This is a genomic window from Verrucomicrobiia bacterium, assembly GCA_036405135.1.
Taxonomy (GTDB): Bacteria; Verrucomicrobiota; Verrucomicrobiia; order Limisphaerales; family JAEYXS01; genus JAEYXS01.
The window spans coordinates 14,763-38,760 of record DASWYF010000032.1 but is presented as its reverse complement, the minus strand read 5'-3'; the positions used below and the strand labels follow the sequence as shown (position 1 = coordinate 38,760).

Genomic DNA, 23,998 nt, shown 5'->3' with positions numbered 1-23,998 from the left:
AGCAATGAATCAATGTCTCAATTGGGCATGAGTCATTCCTTATGAGCAAGAGCCTCCTCACGTCGGCTGCTTTGGATTGGGGTGCGAGGACGACGACGAGGCCGAGGACGTTGCGAGTAGCTACTCGGCGAGTTTGGAGATGACGGTTTTCATTTCGGGGCCCATGCGGCGGAGTTGTTCGCGGTGGGCGGAGGAGAGGGTGGCGAGGATTTCTTCTCCTTTGGGCGTAAGTTGGAGGCAGACTAGGCGGCGGTCTTCCTGGCTGCGGACTTTACGGGCGAGTTTCAGGGACGCAAGACGGTTGGTAAGGCCGACGACGCTGTGGTGCTGGATCTGCAATCGTTCGGCGAGTTCTCCAATGGTGATGATTCCAGGTCCAGGAAAGCCTTTGATGGCGAGCAGAGCCTGATGTTGTTGAGGTGTGATGCCAGCGGAGAGCGCGGCTTCTTCGCTAAAGCGCAGGAAACGGCGGAGGGCGTAACGGAAGGAGGCGAGGAGCTGGTAATCTTCCGTGGAGACTGTGCGCAAGGTGCTGGCCATGGGGGGGAGTTTGGCAAAAGGGAGGGAGTAAATCCAGAGGGAGGAGAGAAATAGTGTGCCCTCTGGGGTGCAGGTGGCATCGGATGAGAGGTTCTTGTGCCCCTACAGGGCACTGTATTTTTGGCGTGTGTAACCCAGGGCAATGATCGTTTGGATACGATCATTGCCCTGGGCTGGAGTCTTTTGGCCCGTTGGGCCAATGGCTGTATGTGATTTTTCGGTTATCCGGCTGGTTTGGTATTTTTGAGGCTGTTATTGAAATATATCGCAATACGATATATTTATGGTGACCTATGTCGTTACGTATTGCTGCGGATGCGGATGAGGGGCCTGAACCGTTGGGTGATTTTGTGGTGGATAACCGGTTGTGGCTGTTGGCCGCGTTGGCGGTGCCGATCGGGGTGTTGAGTGCTTTGCTGGCGAAGGTGTTGTTGTGGTTGATCGCTTTGTTCACGAATCTGGCGTTTTTTCAACGGTGGTCCACGGAGCCGGCGGCGCTGGAGCAGCATCATTTGGGTGTTTGGGTCATTGCGGTGCCGGTGATCGGGGCGTTGATCATCGGGGTGATGGCGCGGTATGGCTCGGAGAAGATCCGGGGGCATGGGATTCCGGAGGCATTGGAGGCGATTCTTTTGGGGCGCAGTTTGATCAAGCCGAAGGTGGCGATTTTAAAGCCGTTGTCCTCGGCTATTTCCATCGGCACGGGCGGACCGTTTGGTGCCGAGGGGCCGATCATCATGACGGGTGGGGCGTTCGGTTCGCTTTTCGCGCAATTCTTTCATCTGACGGCGGTGGAGCGGAAGACGTTGTTGGTGGCGGGTGCGGCTGGCGGGATGTCCGCGGTGTTCGCGACACCGGTAGCCGCAGTTCTGCTGGCGGTAGAGTTGCTGTTGTTCGAGTGGCGGCCGCGCAGTTTGATCCCGGTGACGATTTCGGCTCTGGTAGCGTTCGTGTGTCGGAAGGGTTTGCTGGGCGAGGGCGCGGTGTTTGAGGTGGTGAAGCATAGTGACTTGGGGGCGAGCTGGACGGGCTGGGCGGCGCTCATCGGGGCGGTAGTAGGCGTGGGGGCGATTCTGGCGACATCGCTCGTGTATCGGTTTGAAGATCTGTTTGGGAAATTGAAGGTGCATTGGATGTGGTGGCCGGCGATCGGTGCAGTGGTGGTAGGTGTGGCGGGTTACTTTGATCCGCGCGTGATGAGTGTCGGCTACGAGAGCATTCATGCTTTGTTGCGTGGTGAGATGGTGATGGGGGCAGTGGTGAGTTTGATCATGCTAAAGGCGTTGGTGTGGTCGGTGGCGTTGGGCTCGGGGACGTCGGGTGGTGTGTTGGCGCCGTTACTAATGATCGGGGGCGGGTTGGGGATGATCACGGCGGGTTTGCTGCCGGTGCATGATCCTGGTTTGTGGGCCATGGTGGGCATGGCGGCAATGATGACGGGGGCGATGCGGGCACCGCTGACGAGTGTGATCTTCCTGCTGGAGCTGACGCATGATTTCAATGCGTTGCCGGCGCTAATGGCGGGTTGCCTGACGGCGTATTTTGTGACGGTGATGTTTTTGAAGCGTTCCATTCTCACAGAGAAACTGGCTCGTCGAGGGCAGCACATCACGCAGGAGTATCAGGTGGATCAGTTCTCGTTGTTGCGGGTGCAGGATGTGATGGGGAAGGACTTCGCGCAGGTGCCAGCACATACGACAATCGAGGAGTTGCAGGATCGGCTGGAGCGCGGTGAGGCGGCGGTATGCCGGAGACAGGCGATTCTATTGTTGGAAGGTGAGGGATTGCTGGTGGGCATAGTGACGCGGGGTGACTTGCTGCGGGCATTGGAGAGGGGGGAAGGCGGGAATCGGTTGGTGAGTGCGCTGATTCGTCGCGAGACGGTGGTGGCGTTTCCGGATGAGGTGCTGAATGACGCGTTGGCACGCATGCTGGAGCATCATGTGGGGCGGTTGCCGGTGGTTTCGCGGGCGAATCCGAGAAAGGTAGTGGGATATCTGGGGCGGGCGGATTTATTGGCGGCGCGGCGGCGGATGCATCGGGAGGAGAAGGAGCGGGAGCGGGGATTTGTGGTTTCGGGTGGTTGAACCACGGAGACACGGAGGGCACGGAGTTTTAACAGAAGGGTGCGAAGGTGGCGAAGGGGGCGAGGACGACGACGAGAACGAGGACGGGGGGAATGAACATCGAACGGGGGCACCCTCATCCTCAATCCTTCTCCCGTGAGGGAGAAGGAGGAAGAAACGTCCAAAGGGGAAGGTTAGAGCCTTCTTACTTCGGCTGCTGCGTTCGGAGACGCAGCAGGATGCTGCTGTAACCCGCACGCTGGAAGCGTGCGCTACGAGTAAATCGCGGTTGCGTTGTGTCGTGTTGCGAGATAAATAGAAGTATGTCATCTGCCTGTTTAAGCCGCTTCGTCTTGCTGGCCGTATTGGTCGGTTGGATGGGGTGGGCAGGTTTAGGTGAGGTGGAGGGAGCGGAAACGATTTCGCAGGTGGAATTGCGGAGGGCAATCGGACGGGCTCTGCCATTGATCGAGCGGAGTGCGGCGCAAACTTTGAAGGCGAAGGATTGTTTCACGTGTCATCATGGGGCGCATGCGGCGATGGCTTTGAATGAGGCGTGGGTACATGGGTTTCGCCTGCAAAGAAACAGTTTGGAGGATCAGCTGGAGCGGGCTTATCACGAATTGGTGACGGAGCAGCCGCGGTTCAAAAAGGGATTCTCGGTGAGCAACACGGCGGATGGGCCGGGGCATGCGTTGTGGATGTTGCAGGTGGCGGGCTGGGAGCGGGATGCGGTCACAGATGGAGCAGTGGAGTTTTTTCTGAGCCAGCAACAACGGTCGGGCAATTGGGAGACTTCACCGGCGCGTTCACCGACGGTGGGAAGTTCTTTCACGGTGACGTTTCTGGCATTGCGGGCGCTTAAGAATTACGGAAAGGCGGAAGATATTCGCGAGAGCTTGGTGAAAGCGGAGGAGTGGCTGTTGAAGACTCCGGCGGAGGATACGGAGGATCGGGTGTATCGGCTGAGGGCGTTGCATTTGCTGGAGCAGCGAGAGGCGATGGAAGTAGAGGTGAAGAAGTTGTTGAGTGAGCAACGCAAGGATGGTGGGTGGGGGCAGATGGGGTTTCTCGATAGCGATGCGTATGCGACGGGGACTGCTCTGGCAGCATTGGTGGATACGGGTGCCATCACGGTGGCATCAGCGGAATACAAACGCGGGGTGGAGTATTTATTGCGGGAGCAGAAGAGCGATGGCTCGTGGTATGTGAAGAAGCGGACGCGGAGCCAGCAGCCGATGTTTGAGAGCGGATTTCCCTATGGGCAGGATCAGTTCATTTCGTATTCGGCAACGTGCTGGGCGACGTATGCGCTCTTGAAAGCAATGCCGGTAGAGAGGCGGAGAGCGAAGAGGGATTTTTTGAGCAGTGAGGGGAAGGGGAGGTTGAAGAAAATGACCAATGACGAAGTTCGACCACGACCTTGAGGGTGCGGGGTTCATGACGAAGGAATGAGTAATGGTTAAGGGAAACCTCAACCTGCTCCTTCACCAAAGCCTCGCCTTAACTGAAAATCCTAGCTCCACTCCATTACATCATTTTTTAAACCGCTCTAACGGCGGAAGACAGAGAATGAATGGAAGGGGGTTTGGAACAGGAGGGAAATAGCAAATTGCCGATGGCTGAGAGAGAAATGGCGGCAAAGCGACGTTGCTTACGCATGAGTTTTCTCATTCAGGTTGCTTGCTTTGCTTGATCTCGGCATCGATGGTCAGTTTGCGCGCCTCGCCATTTTTATAACTGTATTTGATTTCCAGCAGGCGGTGATTCTTCTCGTCACGCTTTATCCACAGTTTGGGCGTGAGGCCTGTGGTCGCGCCTTGCGAAGGCTCTGGAAAGTAAAAGAATCTCATGAGACCCGGCATCCGGACGGAGATTTTTCTTTGGTCGGGGTTCCAAGACGTTCCGGGTTCCAGTATTTCGATATCTAAATACCGCTTCCCGGACAAAGGCTCGAAGGTCGGATAGTTTTTATTCATCTGCACAAACACTGGGTAAGTAATCTCGTGGGTAAATGTATCATCTTTTACGTCCACGCCATTTTTTGGCCGTGAAAACGCACCGCCAACACCTCATCCGGTTTAAGCTCGAAACTGTAACTGCGAGCTTTGATGCCCATGAGTGCATATAAACGAGCGGTATCGATTCTGTGGGCTTCATTCTCCTGCTCAAGGATCGCATTCTGTGAGGCTGATTTTGGAGTCTGGCAGCCAGCCAGCAAAATCAACGTAAGGCCGAGCCCCAAACTGATCAGAGAGAACGTTTTTGCCGTTGAAGTCTTTATGCTCATCATGAATCGATGTTGGTTTAGCAATAGCCAGAAATAGGGTTTCATCGCCGATCTGTGAGGTAAGTGAGCTGATCAACGCGGACGTCACCCACCCCGGTCCACGGACCAACCGCCAGGCCGGTCACGGCAGCATTTGAATCCGTCAGGGCCACTTCAACGGCAAACTCGCTGACACTTTGCAAACGGAGTTTGACGCCTTGAATCGAAATGGTGCCGGAAGCCTCGACAATGCCATCAGCCGCAGGACGGGGCCAGCCAAAGGTGCCTGTCTTGGAATAGTATCCGCCATAATAGGTGGTAGGGGAATCTTTTACGATAAATAAGGCGATATATCCGGTGGATAACCGCAGGACAGCGCATTGATCTTGGGTAATGATGACGCGCAAGGGAGCGGCAGGCTCCAGGCGTCGATGCCGGGCATCTTTCCGGTCGTGGACGCAGCTGGTCAGCAAGGAGGCAAGCAGCAGAAAACTGAGCGCGACTGGTCGTATCATACCGACGATGACGAGGGTCAGTTATTAGGCGTTTTGGTTCGACTGCATATGTTTAATCCCTGTGGGACGAAGTTATTCCCGTTCATGACAGGAAAGCAAGTGGCAAGGAAGAGAGGGGAGATTTTGGGGTGTGATTTCAAACGGGTGAGGGAAAGTTGGTGGGTTACGGCGGACGTCGCGGACTGCCGGCTGGAATCCGGCAGCACGAGGCACCGTGCTACGGCGAACATCCCGGACATCACCTATTTAAAATCACACCCGTTTCAATGACGAAGCTCTAAATCGAAAACGGGATGATGCATTGGTTAGTTTGAGAGGTTTTCAAAAGGGAGAAGGGGATTAACCGCGACGTGCTCGACTCCGACTAAGAGCCGGGTGAAAATACGCGAACGGAAATGAACGGGAGGGAATCAGTGCAGGGGCGGGGCGGCGGTACTTTCGTCCCGGGCGGGACTGGGTTTCGAGGTGGGCAGGCCCCACCGTTGAAACGGTGGGCTATTCTCGAGAAGTCCCTGACGGGACTGGCAAGGGTGGGTTGGGGGATTTGGTAGATTTCCTCGGCACTTGTGTGCATGTGCCGAGGTTTGGGCTGGCGGAGCTCAACGGGGGCACCCTCATCCTCAATCCTTCTCCCGTGATGGAGAAGGAGGAAAGGGGAATGGTGCGGCAGTATCGACAGAGGGGAGGGGATTTGTTTACCTTCGGTCACGCGTGAAAGCATTGACCAACTATACTTGCAAGCTCACTACGGAGCAGGCGGACAAGTTGCGCGGCATCCTAGATGAGCGCGGTTACTTGGAGCGAACGGTGCCGTATGCGCGGTTCGCGGCGGCGAATGATGCGGTGAACGTGGTGTATTACGAGAGCGGGAAGCTGGTGGTGCAGGGGAAGGGGACGGATGACTTGGTGAAGTTCATCTTGGAGCCAGACATTCTTGGGGAGGCGAAAATCGGGTATGAGGCGGATCTGGACCCGGAGTTTTATGCGGCGCGGATTGGTATTGATGAAAGCGGTAAGGGCGATTTCTTCGGGCCTCTCTGTGTGGCTGGGGTTTACGTTAACGAAAAAGTAATTAAGGCGTGGGCGGATTCTGGGATTCGGGATTCCAAGACGGTTTCGAGTGATAAGAAGATGGCGGAGTTGGCGGATTTGATCAAGAACACGAAGGGGTGCATTTATAGCGTGGTGCCAATCGGGAATGAGGCTTACAACCGGTTGCATCGGAAGATGGGGAGTGTGAACAGTTTGCTGGCTTGGGGGCATGCGCGGGTGGTGGAGAACTTGTTGGCGCAGAAGGACTTGCTGGTACCGCCGCCGGTGCGGGCGATCAGTGATCAGTTTGCTTCCACGAAGAGCACGGTGGCGAAGGCGATGATGGAGTTGGGCAAGGGGATCGAGCTGGTGCAACGGCATAAGGCGGAGGCGGATATCGCGGTGGCGGCGGCGTCGATCTTATCGCGGGATGAATTTGTGAAGCGGTTGTCGGGGATGGAGCGGCTTTACGGGTTAAAGTTTCCGAAAGGTGCCTCGGCGGCGGTGGTCGAGGCGGGGAAGGAGTATGTGAAGAAGTTCGGGGATGAGAAGCTGGGGCAGGTGGCGAAGATGCATTTCCGGACGTCTTATACGGTTTTGGGTCTGCCGGAGCCGCCGAAGACGGAATGGCGGAAGCCGGGTAACAAGCCGCAGAATGAAGAATAAAGCCGAAGTTCGGCCTCTTGGAATGAAGAAACTGGAAAGATGCAGATGAGGAAGAGTGTGATATTCTGAGGTGTTAATAATTCGTGGAAAAAAGATTTTGACTTTGCTTGCCGGTCTTTTACTCTGCACGGAATATTGGGTCGTAAAAAGTAGAAATAAAGAAACAGTCATCTAACCTAAACCGGAGCGAAAGCTAAGGTTGATGGCGTTTTTTTCGTCTCTTTGGGCGACTATTGACAGAATAGCTGCCCATGTAGCTCAGTTGGCAGAGCACGTCCTTGGTAAGGACGAGGTCACCGGTTCAAACCCGGTCATGGGCTCCAGTTTTTGACTGATAACTGGTCTGTAAACTTAAGTAAGAACAACTAAATAAATAAGCGCGATGGCTAAGGAATCATTCCAGAGAACGAAACCGCACGTTAACGTCGGCACAATCGGTCACGTTGACCATGGCAAATCCACTTTGACCGCCGCCCTCGTGGCTGTGCAGAGCCGTAAGGGTATGGCTCCTCCGATCAGCTACGCCGATATCACCAAGGGTGGTACGGTGCGTGATGACAGCAAGACGGTGACGATCGCTGCTTCTCACGTGGAATACGAGAGCGACAAGCGCCACTACGCGCACGTTGACTGCCCGGGCCATGCTGACTACGTCAAGAACATGATCACCGGTGCTGCGCAGATGGATGGCGCAATCTTGGTGGTTTCCGCCGCTGACGGCCCGATGCCTCAGACCCGTGAGCACATCCTGCTCGCCCGTCAGGTTGGTGTGCCCGCTATCGTGGTGTTCTTGAACAAGGTCGACCTCGTGGACGACACGGAACTCCTCGACCTCGTCGAGATGGAGATCCGTGATCTCCTGAGCAAGTATCAATTCCCGGGCGACACGACCCCGATCATCCGTGGTTCCGCTACGGCGGCCATGGCGGCCAAGCCGGAAGGTGAAGCGGCCATCCAGAACTTGCTGAACGCGATCGACACCGCGATTCCGTTGCCGGAACGCGAAATCGACAAGCCGTTCTTGATGTGCATCGAAGACGTGTTCAACATTGAAGGCCGTGGTACTGTGGTGACCGGTCGTGTTGAGCGTGGTGTCCTTGATCGTATGTCTGAAGTTGAGATCGTCGGTTTGAAGGATACTCGCAAGACGACGGCTACGGACATCGAAATGTTCCGCAAGCTGCTCGACAAGGCTTCTGCTGGTGACAACGTCGGCGTTCTGCTGCGTGGCACGAAGAAGGAAGAGGTCGAACGTGGTATGGTGCTCGCGAAGCCGGGTTCCATCAAGCCGCACACGAAGTTCAAGGCTGAAGTGTACGTGCTGACGAAGGAAGAGGGTGGCCGTCATACGCCGTTCTTCACCAACTATCGTCCGCAATTCTACTTCCGCACGTCTGACGTCACGGGCACTGTTCACCTCGCCGCTGGCGTGGAGATGGTGATGCCTGGTGATAACGTCTCCGTGGACATCGAGTTGCTCGCTCCGGTCGCTATGGAAAAGGGCCAACGCTTCGCGATCCGCGAGGGTGGTCGCACCATCGGCGCCGGTCGCGTGAGCGAAGTGATCGCGGTGGCTTAATCAAATAAACTTGGATGCGGGGGTCGGGGGAGTGGAACATCTCTCCTGACTCTCGTTTCGTCTCCAAAAACGTCAGGAAAACTGAGAGCGAAGAACTACTCCAGGCAAAGTTTTTAGGGCGGTAGCTCAATTGGTAGAGTAGCGGTCTCCAAAACCGTCGGTTGGGGGTTCGAGTCCCTCCCGCCCTGCCAAAAGCTTAAGCTGGAGAGGTGGCAGAGTGGTCTATTGCGGCGGTCTTGAAAACCGCTTTGGCTTAACCGCCAACGGGGGTTCGAATCCCTCCCTCTCCGCCAAAGCTGTTAGGTGAAGTGATTGTGAAAGAGTATTTGCCAACAATAATCGGGTTGGTCCTGTTGATCGCCGTCATCGGCGTTCTCTGGAGCAAAGGGTACTTGCTGCGTTTTGGTGCGTATGTGGGTGAGACGCAGGAGGAGTTGCGCAAGTGCTCGTGGCCGACCGTCGAGGAACTGAAAGGTTCCACGCTGGTGGTGCTGGTATCCATCGTGCTGTTGGGCGGTTTCACAGTCATGGCGGATGCAGTCGTGCTGTGGCTGGTCAAGTGGCTAATGAGCCTGTAACAATAAAAACTGAATTTTGCCGATGAAAAGCCAGTGGTTTGTGATTCATACGCTGTCCGGGCAGGAGCAGAAGGTCAAGGACAGCATCGAGAAGCGCATCAAGCCCGAAGAGATGGGCGAGTATATCCATGAGGTGCTCGTGCCGATGGAGAAGGTGGCGGAAGTGCGCAATGGAAAGAAGACGGTCACGAACCGGAAGTTGTATCCCGGTTATGTGTTCGTGCATATGATTTTGCTGGATGACAGCGGCCGCCCGATCGAGAAGCCGTGGTATTTCATCCGGGACACGCAGGGCATCATCGGTTTCGTGGGCGGCGAACGTCCGTCTCCGACGCCGGCGGATGAGATCGAGTCGATCAAGTCGCAGATCGCGGACGCGGAAGATTCGGAACGTCCGAAGGTGCAGTTCGATGTGGGCGAGACGGTGAAGATCAACGACGGTCCGTTCCTGAATTTCAGCGGCGTGATCGAAGAGATCGAGCCGGAGCGTGGCAAGTTGAAGGTGACGGTGAATATTTTCGGCCGGAACACGCCAGTGGAATTGGAATACTGGCAGGTGGAGAAGGCCTGAGAGATTTAGAGTCAAGAATAACGAACAGATTTTATGGCGAAGAAAGTTACTGGTCAGATCAAGTTGCAGATCCCTGCCGGTCAGGCGAATCCGGCTCCTCCCGTGGGGCCGGCCCTCGGTCAGCATGGTGTGAACATCATGGGCTTCTGCAAAGAGTTCAATGCCCGCACGAAAGACCAAGCGGGTTTGATCATCCCTGTGGTGATCACGGTGTTCCAAGACAAATCATTTACTTTCATCACCAAGTCGCCCCCGGCTTCGGTGCTTTTGAAGAAGGCCGCAGGCATCGCCTCCGGTTCCAAGACGCCGAACAAGGAAAAGGTCGGCAAAGTGACGCGCAAGCAGGTGCTCGACATCGTCAAGCTGAAGTTGTCTGACATGAATGCGCGCAATGAAGAAGCTGCTTTCCGTGTGGTGGCCGGTACGGCCCGCAGCATGGGAATCGAGATCAAAGACTAACAACTAACGCGGGAGAAACCGTAAATCCGGTTTCGCATGCACCGCACTAAAGAAAATGCCCAGCAAACGTTATAAGAAAGCGCTTGAGGCGGTGCCCAAGAAGGCGACCTCCCTCAAGGCGGCTGCGGAACTTCTGGTGAAGTTCCCGAAAGCCAAGTTCGATGAAACTGTGGACCTCGCGTTCCGCCTCGGTGTGGATCCGCGCCAGTCTGACCAGATGGTTCGTGGCACAGTTCCTCTGCCTCACGGCAGCGGTAAAGTAGTGAAGGTGCTCGTTTTCGCCAAGCCGGGACCTTCCGCTGATGCAGCGAAAGCGGCTGGTGCCGAGTTCGTCGGTTTCGAGGATATGATCAAGCAATGCACTGACGGCTGGACGGGTTTCGACGTCGCGGTGGCTACGCCTGAAGCGATGGTGGAAGTCCGTAAGCTGGGCAAGGTCCTCGGACCTCGCGGTCTAATGCCGAACCCGAAGACGGGTACGGTGACGGACGATACGGCCAAGGCCGTGCGCGAAGTGAAGGCCGGTCGCGTCGAATACAAGGTCGACAAGACGGGGAATGTGCATGTGGTCGTAGGCAAGGCTTCGTTCAAGGCCGAGCAGATCGAGGAAAACGCGCGCGCCGTCATCGACGCCGTGGTGAAGTCCCGTCCGTCCAGCGTAAAGGGCGTGTTCGTCCGTTCCGTGACGCTCTCCGCCACGATGAGCCCGGGCATCACGATTGATACGCGTGATCTGAACACTGTGGCCGCTTAACCATCAAACTGAGGCAAAGAGAATATCATGCGTGCCGAAAAGAAATTTATCAGTGAGGAATACATCCTCCGTTTGAACGCTTCGCCGTTCTTCATCGTCGTTGATTATACGAAGATGACCGTTCTGCAGTTCACCGAGCTGCGCAAGCGTTTGCAAAACGCGGGTGCCGAGGTGCACGTCGTCAAGAACTCCATCTTCCGCATCGCCGCGAAGGAAGCGGGTGTGGCGGAATTGAATGGCTCCCTCGCCGGCCAGATCGCCGTGGTGACGGGCCAGAAGGACGTCTCCGCAGCGGCGAAGGTCGTGAAGAGCTTCCAAGCCGAGTTTGACAAGCCGAAATTGAAGTTCGGTTATCTGAACAACCAGCGCCTCGAGGCGAAGGATGTGGTGGCTTTGGCCGACCTGCCGTCGCTCGATGTGTTGCGTGGCAAGCTGCTCGGAGTGCTGCAAGCCCCGGCGCAGAAGCTGGCCGCCCTTATCAACACGCCGGGCTCACAGCTCGCTCGTGTCATCAAGGCGAAGGCAGACAAAGGCGAATAAGCCTGAAAAACAATTTCACCCGGCTGCTGGTGTTGTCAGCCGGGTGAGCAATGAACCTACAACATAGTAAATCGTCGGGTCCCAGGCCTGGGACAGAAAACATCGGCGGCTGCCGGTGGCGACGAGACTGAAAGACAACAGTATATGGCAGACATCGCAAAGTTGGTTGAAGAATTGGGCAAGCTGACGGTCATCGAGGCCGCAGACTTGGTGAAGCAACTTGAGACCGCGTGGGGCGTTACCGCCGCCGCGCCTGTGGCTGTGGCCGCTGCTGGCGCTCCTGCCGGTGGTGCTGCTGCACCCGCCGCCGAAGCGAAGACTGAGTTCGACGTGATCCTCGTGTCCGTTCCGGCTGACAAGAAGATCGCTGTGATCAAGGTCGTTCGCGAAGTGAAGGCTGGCTTGGGTCTGGCGGAAGCCAAGGCTCTCGTCGAAGGCGCTCCGAAGCCGATTATCGAAGGTGGCAAGAAGGAAGAAGCCGAAGCCGCCAAGAAGAAGCTCGAAGAAGCCGGCGCGAAGGTCGAGGTCAAGTAACCTTTTGTTCACGGGCGACAGGACCCAGTTCCTGTCGCCCCTTTTGTCCGCAAGGGCGGGTCGCGGTGAAATGACCCGGTGGGGCTGTAGACAGTAGAATTTGGGTGAGACAGGCGAGCCTGGCAGTGGATGCCAGGGCTTGCCTTCCGTTGTCTCAAGAATAAACAACGGCCGGACAGTGTAAAACCGGCCAAACAAAAACGAAAAATGCCATCGAAAGCGACTGAACGTATCAATTTCGGCAAGATCAAAGAGGTCATTGCACCCCCGAATCTGATCGAGGTGCAGTGCAATTCGTACCGGGAGTTTTTGCAGGCTGAGAGTGCGCCGTCCAAGCGCAAGAACCTCGGATTGCAAGCCGTCTTCAAGGAAGTGTTCCCGATTGAGAGTTATGATGGCAAAACAGTTTTAGATTTTCATAGTTACGAGATCGGCGAGCCCAAGCTCGACTGGCTCGAGTGCTTGCGCGAAGGCGTGACCTTCGGCGCGCCGTTGCACGTGACCTTCCTCCTGCAGGAAGAGCGCGGCACGAAAGAAGAGAAGGTGTTCATGGGCGAACTGCCCCTGATGACCCCGCAAGGCACGTTCGTGATCAATGGTGCCGAGCGCGTGATCGTCAGCCAGCTGCACCGCTCGCCCGGTCTGGCCTTCGAAGCCAGCCAGCACGCGAACGGCAAGATGCTGTATAGCTTCCGCATCATCCCGGACCGCGGTTCCTGGTATGAGGCGCAGTTCGACACGAGCGACATGCTCTATGTCTACCTCGATCGTAAGAAGCGCCGCCGCAAGTTCCTGACGACGACGTTCTTCCGCGCCCTCGCGAATATCGATGGCAACAAGGACGAGAAGAAGACGGGTTCCGACGCGGAAATCCTGGAGCTGTTCTACAAGGTCGAGACCTTGAGCATCAAGGAAGCTGAAGCGCTGGAAGAGATCCAGAACAAGGTCTTGGTGGAAGACGCGGTGGACGAGGACAAGGGCATCGTGGTGGCCCGCGCGTTCGAGCCGCTCTCCAAGGCGACGATCAAGCAGATCGCCGAGCTGGGCATCAACAAGGTGCGCGTTGTGGATACGTCCGTGGACGACGGCATCATCATCAAGTGCCTTAAGAAAGACCCGACGAAGAACGAAGACGAAGCGCTGAAAGATATTTACCGCCGTCTGCGTCCTGGGGATCCGCCGACTGCAGCCAACGCGAAAGCGTTGCTCAAGCGCCTGTTCTTTGATCCGAAGCGTTATGATCTCGGCCGCGTCGGTCGCTACAAGATCCAGCAGAAGCTGGGTCTCAAGGGCAACGATGACGTCCGCATCCTGACGAAACAGGATCTCGTGGAAGCCACTCGCTACCTCTTGAAGCTCAAGAAGGGTGAGGGTTCCTTGGATGATATCGATCACTTGGGCAGCCGCCGTGTGCGTACTGTTGGTGAGTTGCTCGCCAACCAGTGCCGCGTGGGCCTGGCCCGTACCGAGCGTCTGGTCAAGGAGCGTATGACGCTGTTTGATCAAGAGCTCGAGTCCATGACCCCGGCGAAGCTGATCAATCCGAAGGCACTGTCTGCGGTCATCCGCGACTTCTTCGGCCGCAGCCAGCTGAGCCAGTTCATGGATCAGATCAATCCGTTGGCGGAATTGACGCACAAACGCCGCTTGTCGGCACTTGGGCCCGGGGGTCTCTCCCGTGACCGTGCTGGCTTCGAAGTTCGTGACGTGCATCCGTCTCACTACGGTCGTATCTGCCCGATTGAAACGCCTGAAGGTCCGAACATCGGTCTGATCGCCTCTTTGGCGACCTTTGCCCGGGTGAACGACTTCGGCTTCATCGAGACGCCGTACCGCAAGGTGGAGAATGGCCGGGTGACCAGCCAGATCGACTACCTCACGGGTGATCGTGAAGAGAATTACATCGTGGCGCAGGCGAATGCCGTCATCGACGAGAAGGGTCATTTCCAGACCGCTCGCGTGACCTGCCGCTGCCGCGGGGACTTTATCGACGTGGAACCGCCGAAGGTGGATTACATGGACGTGTCGCCGAAGCAGCTCGTTTCCGTGGCTGCCGGTCTGATCCCGTTCTTGGAGCACGATGACGCGAACCGCGCATTGATGGGTTCCAACATGCAACGCCAGGCTGTGCCGTTGTTGATTACCGAGGCGCCGTTTGTGGCGACCGGCTTGGAAGATCGCGTGGCCCGTGACTCATGCGCTGTCTTGATCGCTGAAGAAGCGGGCAAGGTGGCCTCCGTGGTGGGCAATCAGATCATCATCTCGAAGGACGGGAAGGTCCCCGAGGGCAAGAAGAAGATCAAGACGGACCCGGCGAACGGTGTTTACGTTTACAACGTGCGCAAGTTCATGCGCTCGAACGCGGCCACCTGCATCAACCAGAAGATTCTGGTGGGCAAGGGTGACAATGTGAAAAAGGGCCAGGTCCTGGCGGACGGTCCTTGCACACAGGGCGGCGAGCTGGCCCTCGGCCGGAACGTGCTTGTGGCGTTCATGCCTTGGAACGGTTACAACTTCGAGGACGCCATCCTCATCAGCGAGCGCATCGTGAAAGAAGACATCTTCACGTCCATCCACATCGACGAGTTCGAAGTGGGCGCCCGCGATACGAAGCTGGGACCTGAAGAGATCACGCGCGATATCCCGAACCTCGGCGATGAAGCGTTGAAGAACCTCGGGCCGGACGGCGTCATCCGCATCGGTGCGGAAGTGAAGCCCGGTGACATTTTGGTCGGCAAGATCACGCCGAAGAGCGAGACGGAACTGGCGCCGGAAGAGCGCTTGCTCCGCGCCATCTTCGGTGAGAAGGCCGCAGACGTGAAAGACACGTCGCTGCGCGTGCCCTCTGGCACTTATGGCATCGTGATGGACGTCAAGGTCTCCTCGAAGAAGGAAGCGGACAAAGTCGCTTCTTCCTCCTCGGCGAGCCGCCTGACGGGCAACGAAGCCAAGAAGCACCAGAAGCAGGTGGAAGACGATTACAAGGCCAAGACGGATGAACTGCGCGAGCAGCTCACGGAAGCCCTCTCGAACATCCTGCTCGGTGAGAAGATCCCGCTCGACGTGGTGAACAGCGAGACCGGTGAGATCATCATCCCGGCGAACCGCAAGATCACCAAGACGCTGCTGCGCAAGCTCGCACAGGTCTATGATCGCATTGAGATCGATCCGTCCCCGATCCGTAACAAGATCAACGAGATCATCGGCACGTTTAAGAAGAAATTCGACGATCTGCAGATGCAGTACGACGAAGAGATGGAACGTGTGGAAGCCGGTGACGACGTCGATCCTGGCATCATCAAGTCCGTGAAGGTCTATATCGCCTCCAAGCGCAAGCTGTCGGTGGGTGACAAGATGGCCGGTCGTCACGGTAACAAGGGTGTCGTGGCGAAGATCGTGCCGGAAGAAGACATTCCGTTCCTCGCGGACGGTACTCCGGTGGACATCGTGCTGAACCCGCTGGGCGTGCCTTCACGCATGAACGTCGGACAGGTGTTGGAAACGCACTTGGGCTGGGCGGCGAAGCTGCTCGGGCTGAAGTACGCCACGCCGGTGTTCGACGGCATCAAGGAGAAGGAGATCCGCGGTTATCTGGAAGACGCGATCGACCTGAAGAAGAAGTCTGGCGACCATGCCCAGCTTGTCGGTGAAAACGGCAAGGCGACGTTGTATGACGGACGCACGGGTGAGGCGTATGACCAGGAAGTGGTCGTGGGCTACATCTACATGATGAAGCTGGGTCACTTGGTGGCGGACAAGATCCATGCCCGCGCCGTTGGACCTTACTCGCTCGTCACACAGCAGCCGCTGGGTGGCAAGGCGCAGTACGGTGGCCAGCGCTTCGGCGAAATGGAAGTGTGGGCGATGGAAGCCTATGGCGCCGCCTACACGCTGCAAGAGTTGCTGACTGTGAAGTCGGACGACGTGCAGGGCCGCACACGTATCTACGAGAGCATCGTCAAGGGTGACAATGCGCTGGAAGCCGGCGTGCCGGAATCGTTCAACGTCTTGGTCAAGGAAATGCAATCCTTGGGTCTGGACGTCAAAGTGGGCTACACGAACCCCGCTGACCAGCCGGAACAGACGGCTAACCTGGCAACCCTGTAACCTGACTGAAGAATTGAGCGTATGATGAATCCGAAAGAATCCGCCCGTGAGTTGCTCGGCCTCGAGAAGGTTAACCTTGTCGATTACGTGTCCATCAGCGTGGCCTCCCCGGAAAACGTGCGTGCGTGGTCCAAGGGCGAGGTGAAGAATCCGGAGACGATCAATTACCGGACCTTCAAGCCTGAAAAAGGTGGCTTGTTCTGCGAACGTATCTTCGGTCCCGTGAAGGACTGGGAGTGCTCTTGCGGCAAGTATAAACGCATCAAGCATCGCGGCGTCGTTTGCGACCGTTGCGGTGTGGAAGTGACGTTGTCCCGCGTGCGTCGTGAGCGCATGGGCCATATCGAATTGGCCGTGCCCGTCTCGCACATCTGGTTCTTCAAGTGCATGCCGTCCCGCATCGGCCTGATGCTGGACATGACGGCGCGCAATCTTGAGCGCGTGATCTATTACGAGGACTACCTCGTGATCGACCCCGGCTCGACGCCGCTCAAGGGCCACCAGCTCTTGACGGAGAACGAATATCGCGAAGCCCGCGAGACCTACGGTGCCGATGCGTTCGTGGCGAAGATGGGTGCCGAAGCCGTGCGTGACGCACTGGCCCGCACGGATCTCGCCCAGAGCATCGAAGGTCTGCAACAATCGATGACGGAAACGAAGTCGAAGCAGATCCGCAAGAAGCTCGCCAAGCGCATCAAGCTGTTCCAAGGCTTCCTGACCTCCAAGAGCCGTCCGGAATGGATGATCCTCACGGTGCTGCCGGTGATCCCACCGGACTTGCGCCCGCTCGTACCGCTGGAAGGTGGCCGCTTTGCGACGTCCGACTTGAACGATCTCTACCGCCGCGTCATCAACCGCAACAACCGTCTCAAGACGTTGCTGCAGCTCAAGACGCCTGAGGTCATCATCCGCAACGAGAAGCGCATGCTGCAGGAAGCTGTGGACGCGCTGTTCGACAACGGCCGTCATGGCCGTGCGGTGACCGGCGCGGGCAACCGCCCGTTGAAGTCCCTCTCGGACATGCTGAAAGGCAAGTCCGGCCGCTTCCGTCAGAACTTGCTCGGTAAGCGCGTGGACTACTCCGGCCGTTCTGTGATCGTGATCGGTCCGGAACTGAAGCTCAACCAGTGCGGTCTGCCGAAGAAGATGGCGCTCGTGCTGTTCGAGCCGTTCATCATCCGCAAGCTGAAGGAACGTGGCTATGTGCACACGGTCCGCTCGGCCAAGAAGATGATCGAGCGCCAGACGCCCGAAGTGTGGGACATCCTGGACGAAGTGACGAAGGGCCACCCGGTTCTCCTGAACCGCGCCCCAACATTGCACCGTCTGTCCATCCAGGCGTTCGAACCGACATTGATCGAAGGCGAAGCGATCCGCATTCACCCGCTGGTCTGCACCGCTTACAACGCGGACTTCGACGGCGACCAGATGGCCGTGCACGTTCCTCTGTCTGTGGAAGCACAGATGGAAGCGCGCCTGCTCATGATGGCTCCGTTGAACATCTTCAGCCCGTCCAGCGGCAAGCCGATCATGACGCCGACGCAGGACATCACGCTCGGTGTGTATTACCTCACCGCGGAACCGCGCGTCCACAAGGACAACAACAAGCGCAAGCCGATGTTGTTCGGTTCCAAGGACGAAGTGCTCTTCGCCCATGCGGATGGTGCCGTGCGCACGCACGAGCGCATCCAGATCTTGAATCCGGACAAGGGCCGCAAGACCGTTTACGGCGATGCGACTTCCAAGCTGATCGAAACGACGGTGGGCCGCGTGATCTTCAGCGAGATCTGGCCTGCTGAATTGGGCTTTGCCAACTTCGCGGTGGGCAAGTCCAAGATCGGTGACCTGATCTGGCAATGCTACAAGAACTGCGGCCACGACAAGACGGTCGTGATGCTCGACAAGCTCAAGGAATTGGGCTTCCGCGAAGCTGCGAAATCCGGCACCTCCATCGGTATCGATGACATGATCATCCCGAAGGAGAAGAACAAGGAGATCGACGAGGCGCAGAAGCAGATCAGCGAAGTCGAGAAGCAGTATCGCAAGGGTGTCATCACTCCGGGCGAGCGCTACAACAAGATCGTCGACATCTGGACGCATTGCACGGACCAGATCTCGAACGTGATGCTCCGCACCTTGGAACAGAACCAGGGCAAGCGGGAATACAATCCTGTGTTCCTGATGGTGGACTCCGGTGCTCGTGGTAACAAGGCGCAGGTGCGTCAGCTCGCTGGTGTGCGTGGTCTTATGGCCAAGCCCTCCGGTGACATCATCGAGAAGCCGATTTTGTCGAACTTCCGCGAAGGTCTGTCGGTGTTGGAATACTTCATTTCCACGCACGGTGCCCGTAAGGGTCTGGCGGATACGGCGCTGAAGACCGCTGACTCCGGTTACATGACCCGCAAGCTGGTGGATGTGGCGCAGGACGTCATCATCCAGCAGATCGATTGCGGCACGACCAACGGTATCTGGGTGCAGGCTGTCTACGAAGGTGAAGAAACCGTCGTGAAGCTGAGCGACCGTATCGTGGGCCGTGTGAGCGCTGAAGACGTGAACGATCCTTCGGCTCCGAAGACGTTCCTCGTCAAGGCGAACGACGAAATCGACGAGGTCAAGGCGAAGGCTTTGGATAACTCCGGTCTGGACCGCATCAAGGTGCGCTCCGTGCTGACCTGCGAAGCGAAGCATGGCATCTGCGCCAACTGCTACGGCCGCAACCTGTCCACCGGCCAGCTCGTGAAGCTGGGCGAGGCAGTCGGCATCGTTGCTGCGCAATCCATCGGTGAGCCCGGTACGCAGCTCACGATGCGCACGTTCCATACGGGTGGTGTGGCTGCCGGTCAGTTCAAGCAGCCGATCATCAAGGTCAAGTATGACGGTCTGGTGAAGTATCAGGACATCCGTTCGGTGCAGCTCGAGGATGGCAGCAACATCGTGCTGAACAAGAACGGTTCCGTGGCCATCTTGGCCGAAGACGGCCGTGAGCTGGAAAGCCACAACATCGTGATCGGTGCGGTGATCTCCTTCGCGAACGGCGAACAGATCAAGAAGGGCGATACGCTGGCGCAATGGGACCCGCACAACGTGCCGATTCTCTCGGAGAAGGCCGGTGCTGTGAAGTTCCACGACATCATCGAGGGCGTGACGATGAAGCAGGAAGTCGACGAGACGACCGGCCAGGAATCCATGGTGATCATCGATCACAAGGAAGACCTGCACCCGCAAGTCATCGTGGTGGACACGAAGGGCGAGCCGATCGCGCAATACGCGATTCCGTCCGGCGCGCACATCGCGATCACGGAAGGCGACACGATTGTCGCCGGTACGTTGCTCGCCAAGACGCCGCGCAAGACCTCGAAGACGAAGGACATCACGGGCGGTCTGCCGCGTGTGGCCGAACTCTTCGAAGCACGCCGCCCGAAGGACGCTGCGGAGATCTCGAAGATCGACGGTATCGTGGACTTCGGTCCGAGCGTGCGCGGCAAACGCTGCATCGTGATCAAGGACCCGGTCACCGCATTGGAAGAGGAACACCTCATCCCGATCGGCAAGCACGTCATCGTGTTCAAGGGCGACTTCGTGAAGAAGGGTCAACAATTGACCGAAGGTCCGGTGGTGCCGCACGAAATTCTCGAGGTCTGCGGACCTCAGGAGCTGCAGGAGCACTTGGTGAGCGAAGTGCAGGAAGTTTATCGTCTGCAAGGTGTGACGATCAACGACAAGCACATCGAGATCATCGTGCGCCAGATGTTGCGCAAGGTCCGCATCACGGAACCGGGTGATACCCAGTTCCTGTGGGGTGAACAGATCGACCGTCTGGCCTTTGAAGCCGAGAACGAGCGCGTCGAGAAGATGGGTGGCAAGCCCTCTGAGGCGCAGCCGGTGCTGCTGGGCATCACCAAGGCGTCTCTGGAGACGGAATCATTCCTGAGCGCTGCATCCTTCCAAGACACCACGCGTGTCCTCACTGAGGCTGCGACGATGGGCAAGAAGGACACGCTGCGTGGCTTCAAGGAAAACGTGATCATGGGTCACATCATCCCGGCTGGTTCAGGCTTTGACCTGCATCGCAAGGTGAAATTGACGCCGCTGGTGGAACTTCCTCCGATGGAAGAAGCTCCAATCGAAGAGGAACAGCCTCTGGCGAGCTAAGAATATGGGAGGGGGAATCCCGGTATTTGGCCGGGATTTCCCTTCAAATTTAAAATTAGTGAAAAATCTTCAAAAATTTTTCAAATACTAGTTGCAACCGAAAACTGTTTTGCTAACCTCCGCACTCCGTTTCCCAAAAGGTGACGGTAAATGCAATAGATAGGATCTAACGGAATGCCGACGATCAACCAACTGGTCCGTAAAGGACGCAATAAGCTGAAGTATAAGTCGAAGTCACCGGCTTTGGAAAACTCGCCGTTTCGGCGTGGTGTCTGCCTGCAGGTGATGACCCGCACGCCCAAGAAGCCGAACTCGGCGATGCGGAAGGTGGCCAAAGTCCGCCTGACGAACGGTTATGAAGTGATCGCCTACATTCCGGATGAGGGTCATAACTTGCAAGAGCACTCGATCGTGCTGGTGCGTGGTGGCCGTGTGAAGGACTTGCCGGGTGTGCGCTATCACATTGTGCGTGGTACGCTGGACGCCGCTGGCGTCGAGAAGCGCCGCGTGAGCCGTTCCAAGTATGGTGTCAAACGTCCGAAGGCGGCGAAGCCTGCGGCCAAGTAATTAAGGAATTTTTGTATGTCACGTCGTCGTCGTGCAGTTAAGCGTCCGTTGAGCCTGGATGGCAAATACAAGAGTGCTCTTGTGTCCCGTCTGGTGAACACGGTCATGCGTGGTGGTAACAAGAGCACCGCTCAGAAGATCGTTTACGGTGCCTTTGATGAGCTGGCTGAGAAGCAGGTGGAGATCTCGCCGTTGGAAGTTCTCCAGCGCGCAGTGGATAACGCCAAACCTCGCTTGGAAGTGAAGGCCCGCCGTGTTGGTGGTGCTACCTATCAGGTTCCGCTGGAAGTTCCGGCTGACCGTCAGGCGGCTCTCGCGATGCGCTGGTTGGTGACTTTTGCGGATGGCCGCAAGGGTTTGCCGATGCGCAAGGCGCTGGCTGTGGAAATCTTGGAAGCCTATCAGGGCCAGGGTAATGCGATCCGTAAGCGGGACGAGGTGCATAAGATGGCGCAGGCCAACAAGGCCTTTGCACATTTCCGCTGGTAGACATAGTCACAATTTAAATGACGCCCCGAGCCGATATGATTCGGGGCGTTTTAGTCTCTAAAAAACCGATGACAGCCGAAGCAAAAAATCTGAACTCGCCGAACCGCGAGTATACGATGCAGCGCACCCGCAATATCGGTATTGCGGCGCACATCGATGCGGGCAAGACGACGACGACGGAGCGTATCCTGTTCTACACGGGTCTTATCCATAAGATCGGTGACGTGGATGATGGTAATACCGTGACGGACTGGATGGAGCAGGAAAAGGAGCGTGGTATCACGATTACCTCCGCTGCTGTGACGTGCTTCTGGACTCAGAAGAAAGAAACGGGTCTGTACAAGGCTTTTGAAGCGGTTCCTCATCGCGTCAATATCATCGACACTCCGGGTCACGTGGACTTCACGGCTGAGGTTGAGCGTTCGATGCGGGTGCTGGATGGTGCGGTGGCTGTGTTCTGTGGTGTGGCTGGTGTGCAGCCGCAATCGGAAACGGTTTGGCGCCAGGCGACGAAGTATAAAGTTCCGCGTATCGCGTTCGTCAACAAGATGGACCGTACGGGCGCGAACTTTGAGAATGCCTTGAATGACATGCGCACGAAGCTGAAGGCGTATGCATTCCCGATCGCTCTGCCGATCGGTGCGGGTGAGACTTTTGCTGGTATCATTGATCTGGTGAATCAGAAGATGATTAACTGGGGTGAAGGTGATGTCACCACGGAAGGTCTAAAGTACGAAATTTCTGAGATTCCAGCTGAGCATCAGGAGCGGGCGAAAGCGGGTCTGGCTGACTTGATTGACGCAGTATCCAACAAGGATGATGCGATCGCTGAATTGGTCTTGGAAGAGAAGCCGATCACGCCTGACATCTTGAAAGCGGCCATCCGCCGTCTGACTTGCAAAATCGAGCTGATCCCGGTGCTGTGCGGTTCTGCCTTCAAGAAAAAGGGCGTGCAGTTCCTGATCGATACGGTCATTGATTACCTCCCGTCCCCGTTGGACATTCCTCCGGCCACGGGCCATGAGCCTGGTGTGGAAGCTCCGATTGACATCATCTCCGATGATAACGGCAAGTTCTGCTCTTTGGCGTTCAAACTGTGGACGGATCCTTACGCGGGCAAGCTGGTATTCTTCCGTGTTTATTCCGGCAGTCTGAAGAAGGGTGATACGATTTATAACCCGCGCACGCGCAAGCGTGAGCGCGTGAGCCGCCTGATGGTCATTCAAGGCAGCGAGCGTAAGGATGTGGAATCGGTGTATTCCGGTGACATCGCGGCGCTCGTGGGTCTGCGCAACATCACCACGGGTGATACGCTGTGCAATGAAGACTTCGACATCATGCTCGAACCGCCGACATTCCCTGAACCGGTGATCAGCATGGCGGTGGAGCCGAAGACGAAGGCTGACCGCGACAAGATGGCGGAAGGTCTGCAACGTCTGGCGGAAGAAGATCCGACATTCCGCTGCTTCACGAACGAAGAGACGAGCCAACTCATCATCGCGGGCATGGGTGAGTTGCACTTGGAAATCATCATCGACCGATTGAAGCGCGAATTCAAGGTCGAGGCGAATTCCGGCGCTCCGCAAATCGCTTATCGTGAAACTGTCACTGCACCTGCTGAAGGTGAAGGCAAGTTCATCCGCCAGTCCGGTGGTCGTGGTCAGTATGGTCATGCTTGCATCAAGCTGGAGCCGAACGAGAAGGGCAAGGGCATCGAAATCAATAACAAGATTGTCGGTGGTGCCATTCCGAAGGAATTCATCCCGCCAGTCATCGCGGGTATCGAAGAAGCGATCCGTAGTGGTGTTTACGCCGGCTATCAGGTCATCGATATCAAGGTGGATATTGTTGACGGATCCTTCCATGATGTTGACTCCAACGAATTGGCGTTTAAGATGGCTGGCATTTTCGCCTTGAAGGACGCCTTCAAGCGCGCGAATCCGATCCTGCTTGAGCCTTTGATGAAGGTTGAAGTGACGACACCTGATGAGTATCAGGGTGATCTTTTGGGTGATATCAACCGCCGTCGTGGCGTGATTCAGGGCGTGGACGCCAAGAACGGTCAAACGGTGCTGAACGCACACGTGCCGCTGGCGGAAATGTTCGGTTATGCAACCGCGATCCGGTCCCTCTCGAAGGGCCGTGCCTCCTACTCCATGGAGCCGCTGGCTTTCGAACAGGTGCCGAACTCGGTGGCGACACAAATTTTGGAATCGTCGGCCAAGCGGCCGGCTGCTCGCAGTTAAACAACTTGTAACTATTGTTCTTTGTATGGCTGGACAACGTATTCGCATAAGGCTGAAAGCCTACGATCACCGGGTGATCGATCAGTCGGCGCATGACATCGTGGAAACGGTGAAGCGCACGGGCGCACGGGTAGCTGGACCGATTCCGCTGCCGACTCGCGTTGAACGCTTCACAGTGCAGCGCTCGCCGCACGTGGATAAGAAGTCGCAAGAAACTTTTGAGCAGCGCACCCACAAGCGCCTGCTGGACATCATTGAACCGACCGCCAAGACGGTGGACGAGCTGAAGAAGCTCAACCTCCCTGCCGGTGTGGACATCACCATCAAGATATAA

21 protein-coding genes and 3 tRNA genes are annotated in these 23,998 nt (G+C 56.8%); 20 read left to right on the top strand and 4 right to left on the bottom strand.

The features are described from left to right. Positions 1 to 120: 120 nt before the first annotated feature. Positions 121 to 540 carry a MarR family transcriptional regulator gene (locus tag VGH19_15325; protein HEY1172737.1) on the bottom strand — a complete coding sequence of 140 codons (420 nt, stop codon included), beginning with the start codon at positions 538 to 540 and terminating at the stop codon, positions 121 to 123. Between the two features lie 293 nt (positions 541 to 833). On the opposite strand from VGH19_15325, the gene VGH19_15320 reads away from it, so the two are divergent. Then, a complete protein-coding gene (locus VGH19_15320) occupies positions 834 to 2,627 on the top strand; it encodes a chloride channel protein (GenBank protein ID HEY1172736.1) in 1,794 nt (597 codons plus the stop codon). A gap of 302 nt (positions 2,628 to 2,929) precedes the next feature. After that, on the top strand, positions 2,930 to 4,033 hold the full coding sequence (locus tag VGH19_15315) for a prenyltransferase/squalene oxidase repeat-containing protein (protein ID HEY1172735.1): 1,104 nt from the start codon (positions 2,930 to 2,932) through the stop codon (positions 4,031 to 4,033). A 243-nt stretch (positions 4,034 to 4,276) separates the two neighbouring features. Here the strand turns inward: VGH19_15315 and VGH19_15310 are convergent, their stop codons facing one another. Genes VGH19_15310 through VGH19_15300 form a run of 3 tightly spaced genes read right to left on the bottom strand, consistent with a single transcriptional unit; the run spans position 4,277 to position 5,390 of the window. Beyond that, positions 4,277 to 4,642, bottom strand: a complete 366-nt coding sequence (locus VGH19_15310; protein ID HEY1172734.1) for a hypothetical protein — start codon at positions 4,640 to 4,642, stop codon at positions 4,277 to 4,279. Next, positions 4,633 to 4,941 (bottom strand): hypothetical protein, encoded by a 309-nt coding sequence (locus tag VGH19_15305; GenBank protein ID HEY1172733.1) that lies wholly within the window; start codon positions 4,939 to 4,941, stop codon positions 4,633 to 4,635. Before VGH19_15305 ends, VGH19_15310 begins: the two co-directional genes overlap by 10 nt. After that, a complete protein-coding gene (locus VGH19_15300) occupies positions 4,938 to 5,390 on the bottom strand; it encodes a hypothetical protein (GenBank protein HEY1172732.1) in 453 nt (150 codons plus the stop codon). Before VGH19_15300 ends, VGH19_15305 begins: the two co-directional genes overlap by 4 nt. Before the next feature lie 490 nt (positions 5,391 to 5,880). Here VGH19_15300 and VGH19_15295 point away from each other — a divergent pair, with 490 nt between their 5' ends. From VGH19_15295 to rpsJ, 18 genes are all read left to right on the top strand, one after another. Next, complete coding sequence (locus VGH19_15295; protein ID HEY1172731.1) at positions 5,881 to 6,105, top strand: hypothetical protein; 225 nt, start codon at positions 5,881 to 5,883, stop codon at positions 6,103 to 6,105. Continuing rightward, a complete protein-coding gene (rnhC, locus tag VGH19_15290; GenBank protein HEY1172730.1) occupies positions 6,102 to 7,088 on the top strand; it encodes a ribonuclease HIII in 987 nt (328 codons plus the stop codon). The genes VGH19_15295 and rnhC overlap by 4 nt, the downstream gene beginning before the upstream one ends. 247 nt (positions 7,089 to 7,335) lie before the next feature. Continuing rightward, positions 7,336 to 7,411: transfer RNA gene (locus tag VGH19_15285), tRNA-Thr, on the top strand. Positions 7,412 to 7,470: 59 nt separating this feature from the next. Beyond that, the gene (tuf, locus tag VGH19_15280) at positions 7,471 to 8,667 is read left to right on the top strand and encodes an elongation factor Tu (GenBank protein ID HEY1172729.1); all 1,197 of its coding nucleotides are present in this window, start codon (positions 7,471 to 7,473) and stop codon (positions 8,665 to 8,667) included. Positions 8,668 to 8,782: 115 nt separating this feature from the next. Further along, positions 8,783 to 8,858, top strand: a tRNA-Trp gene (locus tag VGH19_15275). 12 nt (positions 8,859 to 8,870) lie between these two features. After that, positions 8,871 to 8,960: transfer RNA gene (locus VGH19_15270), tRNA-Ser, on the top strand. A 21-nt stretch (positions 8,961 to 8,981) separates the two neighbouring features. Then, positions 8,982 to 9,245 (top strand): preprotein translocase subunit SecE, encoded by a 264-nt coding sequence (secE, locus tag VGH19_15265; GenBank protein HEY1172728.1) that lies wholly within the window; start codon positions 8,982 to 8,984, stop codon positions 9,243 to 9,245. A gap of 22 nt (positions 9,246 to 9,267) precedes the next feature. Beyond that, on the top strand, positions 9,268 to 9,816 hold the full coding sequence (gene nusG, locus VGH19_15260; GenBank protein HEY1172727.1) for a transcription termination/antitermination protein NusG: 549 nt from the start codon (positions 9,268 to 9,270) through the stop codon (positions 9,814 to 9,816). Positions 9,817 to 9,849: 33 nt separating this feature from the next. Then, a complete protein-coding gene (gene rplK, locus VGH19_15255) occupies positions 9,850 to 10,275 on the top strand; it encodes a 50S ribosomal protein L11 (GenBank protein HEY1172726.1) in 426 nt (141 codons plus the stop codon). A 55-nt stretch (positions 10,276 to 10,330) separates the two neighbouring features. Further along, entirely contained in the window at positions 10,331 to 11,029 is a 699-nt protein-coding gene (gene rplA, locus VGH19_15250; GenBank protein HEY1172725.1) for a 50S ribosomal protein L1, read from the top strand. Positions 11,030 to 11,056: 27 nt separating this feature from the next. Further along, positions 11,057 to 11,569, top strand: a complete 513-nt coding sequence (gene rplJ / locus VGH19_15245) for a 50S ribosomal protein L10 (protein ID HEY1172724.1) — start codon at positions 11,057 to 11,059, stop codon at positions 11,567 to 11,569. Between the two features lie 144 nt (positions 11,570 to 11,713). Beyond that, the gene (gene rplL, locus VGH19_15240) at positions 11,714 to 12,103 is read left to right on the top strand and encodes a 50S ribosomal protein L7/L12 (GenBank protein HEY1172723.1); all 390 of its coding nucleotides are present in this window, start codon (positions 11,714 to 11,716) and stop codon (positions 12,101 to 12,103) included. A 207-nt stretch (positions 12,104 to 12,310) separates the two neighbouring features. Further along, the gene (gene rpoB, locus VGH19_15235; protein HEY1172722.1) at positions 12,311 to 16,210 is read left to right on the top strand and encodes a DNA-directed RNA polymerase subunit beta; all 3,900 of its coding nucleotides are present in this window, start codon (positions 12,311 to 12,313) and stop codon (positions 16,208 to 16,210) included. Between the two features lie 21 nt (positions 16,211 to 16,231). Continuing rightward, positions 16,232 to 20,362, top strand: a complete 4,131-nt coding sequence (gene rpoC / locus VGH19_15230; GenBank protein ID HEY1172721.1) for a DNA-directed RNA polymerase subunit beta' — start codon at positions 16,232 to 16,234, stop codon at positions 20,360 to 20,362. Between the two features lie 174 nt (positions 20,363 to 20,536). Next, positions 20,537 to 20,929 (top strand): 30S ribosomal protein S12, encoded by a 393-nt coding sequence (rpsL, locus tag VGH19_15225; GenBank protein ID HEY1172720.1) that lies wholly within the window; start codon positions 20,537 to 20,539, stop codon positions 20,927 to 20,929. 15 nt (positions 20,930 to 20,944) lie between these two features. After that, positions 20,945 to 21,418 carry a 30S ribosomal protein S7 gene (gene rpsG, locus VGH19_15220; protein HEY1172719.1) on the top strand — a complete coding sequence of 158 codons (474 nt, stop codon included), beginning with the start codon at positions 20,945 to 20,947 and terminating at the stop codon, positions 21,416 to 21,418. A gap of 68 nt (positions 21,419 to 21,486) precedes the next feature. After that, complete coding sequence (gene fusA / locus VGH19_15215; protein ID HEY1172718.1) at positions 21,487 to 23,664, top strand: elongation factor G; 2,178 nt, start codon at positions 21,487 to 21,489, stop codon at positions 23,662 to 23,664. A 25-nt stretch (positions 23,665 to 23,689) separates the two neighbouring features. Then, a complete protein-coding gene (gene rpsJ, locus VGH19_15210) occupies positions 23,690 to 23,998 on the top strand; it encodes a 30S ribosomal protein S10 (GenBank protein HEY1172717.1) in 309 nt (102 codons plus the stop codon).

Excerpts from the sequence above, each read along its gene's own strand:
- rpsG (HEY1172719.1), top strand. The coding sequence starts at position 20,945 with ATGTCACGTCGTCGTCGTGCAGTTAAGCGTCCGTTGAGCCTGGATGGC.
- fusA (HEY1172718.1), top strand. The coding sequence starts at position 21,487 with ATGACAGCCGAAGCAAAAAATCTGAACTCGCCGAACCGCGAGTATACG.
- rplK (HEY1172726.1), top strand. The coding sequence starts at position 9,850 with ATGGCGAAGAAAGTTACTGGTCAGATCAAGTTGCAGATCCCTGCCGGT.
- rpoC (HEY1172721.1), top strand. The coding sequence starts at position 16,232 with ATGATGAATCCGAAAGAATCCGCCCGTGAGTTGCTCGGCCTCGAGAAG.
- tuf (HEY1172729.1), top strand. The coding sequence starts at position 7,471 with ATGGCTAAGGAATCATTCCAGAGAACGAAACCGCACGTTAACGTCGGC.
- rpsJ (HEY1172717.1), top strand. The coding sequence starts at position 23,690 with ATGGCTGGACAACGTATTCGCATAAGGCTGAAAGCCTACGATCACCGG.
- rpoB (HEY1172722.1), top strand. The coding sequence starts at position 12,311 with ATGCCATCGAAAGCGACTGAACGTATCAATTTCGGCAAGATCAAAGAG.
- VGH19_15325 (HEY1172737.1), bottom strand. The coding sequence starts at position 540 with ATGGCCAGCACCTTGCGCACAGTCTCCACGGAAGATTACCAGCTCCTC.
- rplJ (HEY1172724.1), top strand. The coding sequence starts at position 11,057 with ATGCGTGCCGAAAAGAAATTTATCAGTGAGGAATACATCCTCCGTTTG.
- rpsL (HEY1172720.1), top strand. The coding sequence starts at position 20,537 with ATGCCGACGATCAACCAACTGGTCCGTAAAGGACGCAATAAGCTGAAG.
- rplL (HEY1172723.1), top strand. The coding sequence starts at position 11,714 with ATGGCAGACATCGCAAAGTTGGTTGAAGAATTGGGCAAGCTGACGGTC.
- VGH19_15300 (HEY1172732.1), bottom strand. The coding sequence starts at position 5,390 with ATGATACGACCAGTCGCGCTCAGTTTTCTGCTGCTTGCCTCCTTGCTG.
- VGH19_15315 (HEY1172735.1), top strand. The coding sequence starts at position 2,930 with ATGTCATCTGCCTGTTTAAGCCGCTTCGTCTTGCTGGCCGTATTGGTC.
- nusG (HEY1172727.1), top strand. The coding sequence starts at position 9,268 with ATGAAAAGCCAGTGGTTTGTGATTCATACGCTGTCCGGGCAGGAGCAG.
- VGH19_15305 (HEY1172733.1), bottom strand. The coding sequence starts at position 4,941 with ATGAAACCCTATTTCTGGCTATTGCTAAACCAACATCGATTCATGATG.
- rplA (HEY1172725.1), top strand. The coding sequence starts at position 10,331 with ATGCCCAGCAAACGTTATAAGAAAGCGCTTGAGGCGGTGCCCAAGAAG.
- VGH19_15320 (HEY1172736.1), top strand. The coding sequence starts at position 834 with ATGTCGTTACGTATTGCTGCGGATGCGGATGAGGGGCCTGAACCGTTG.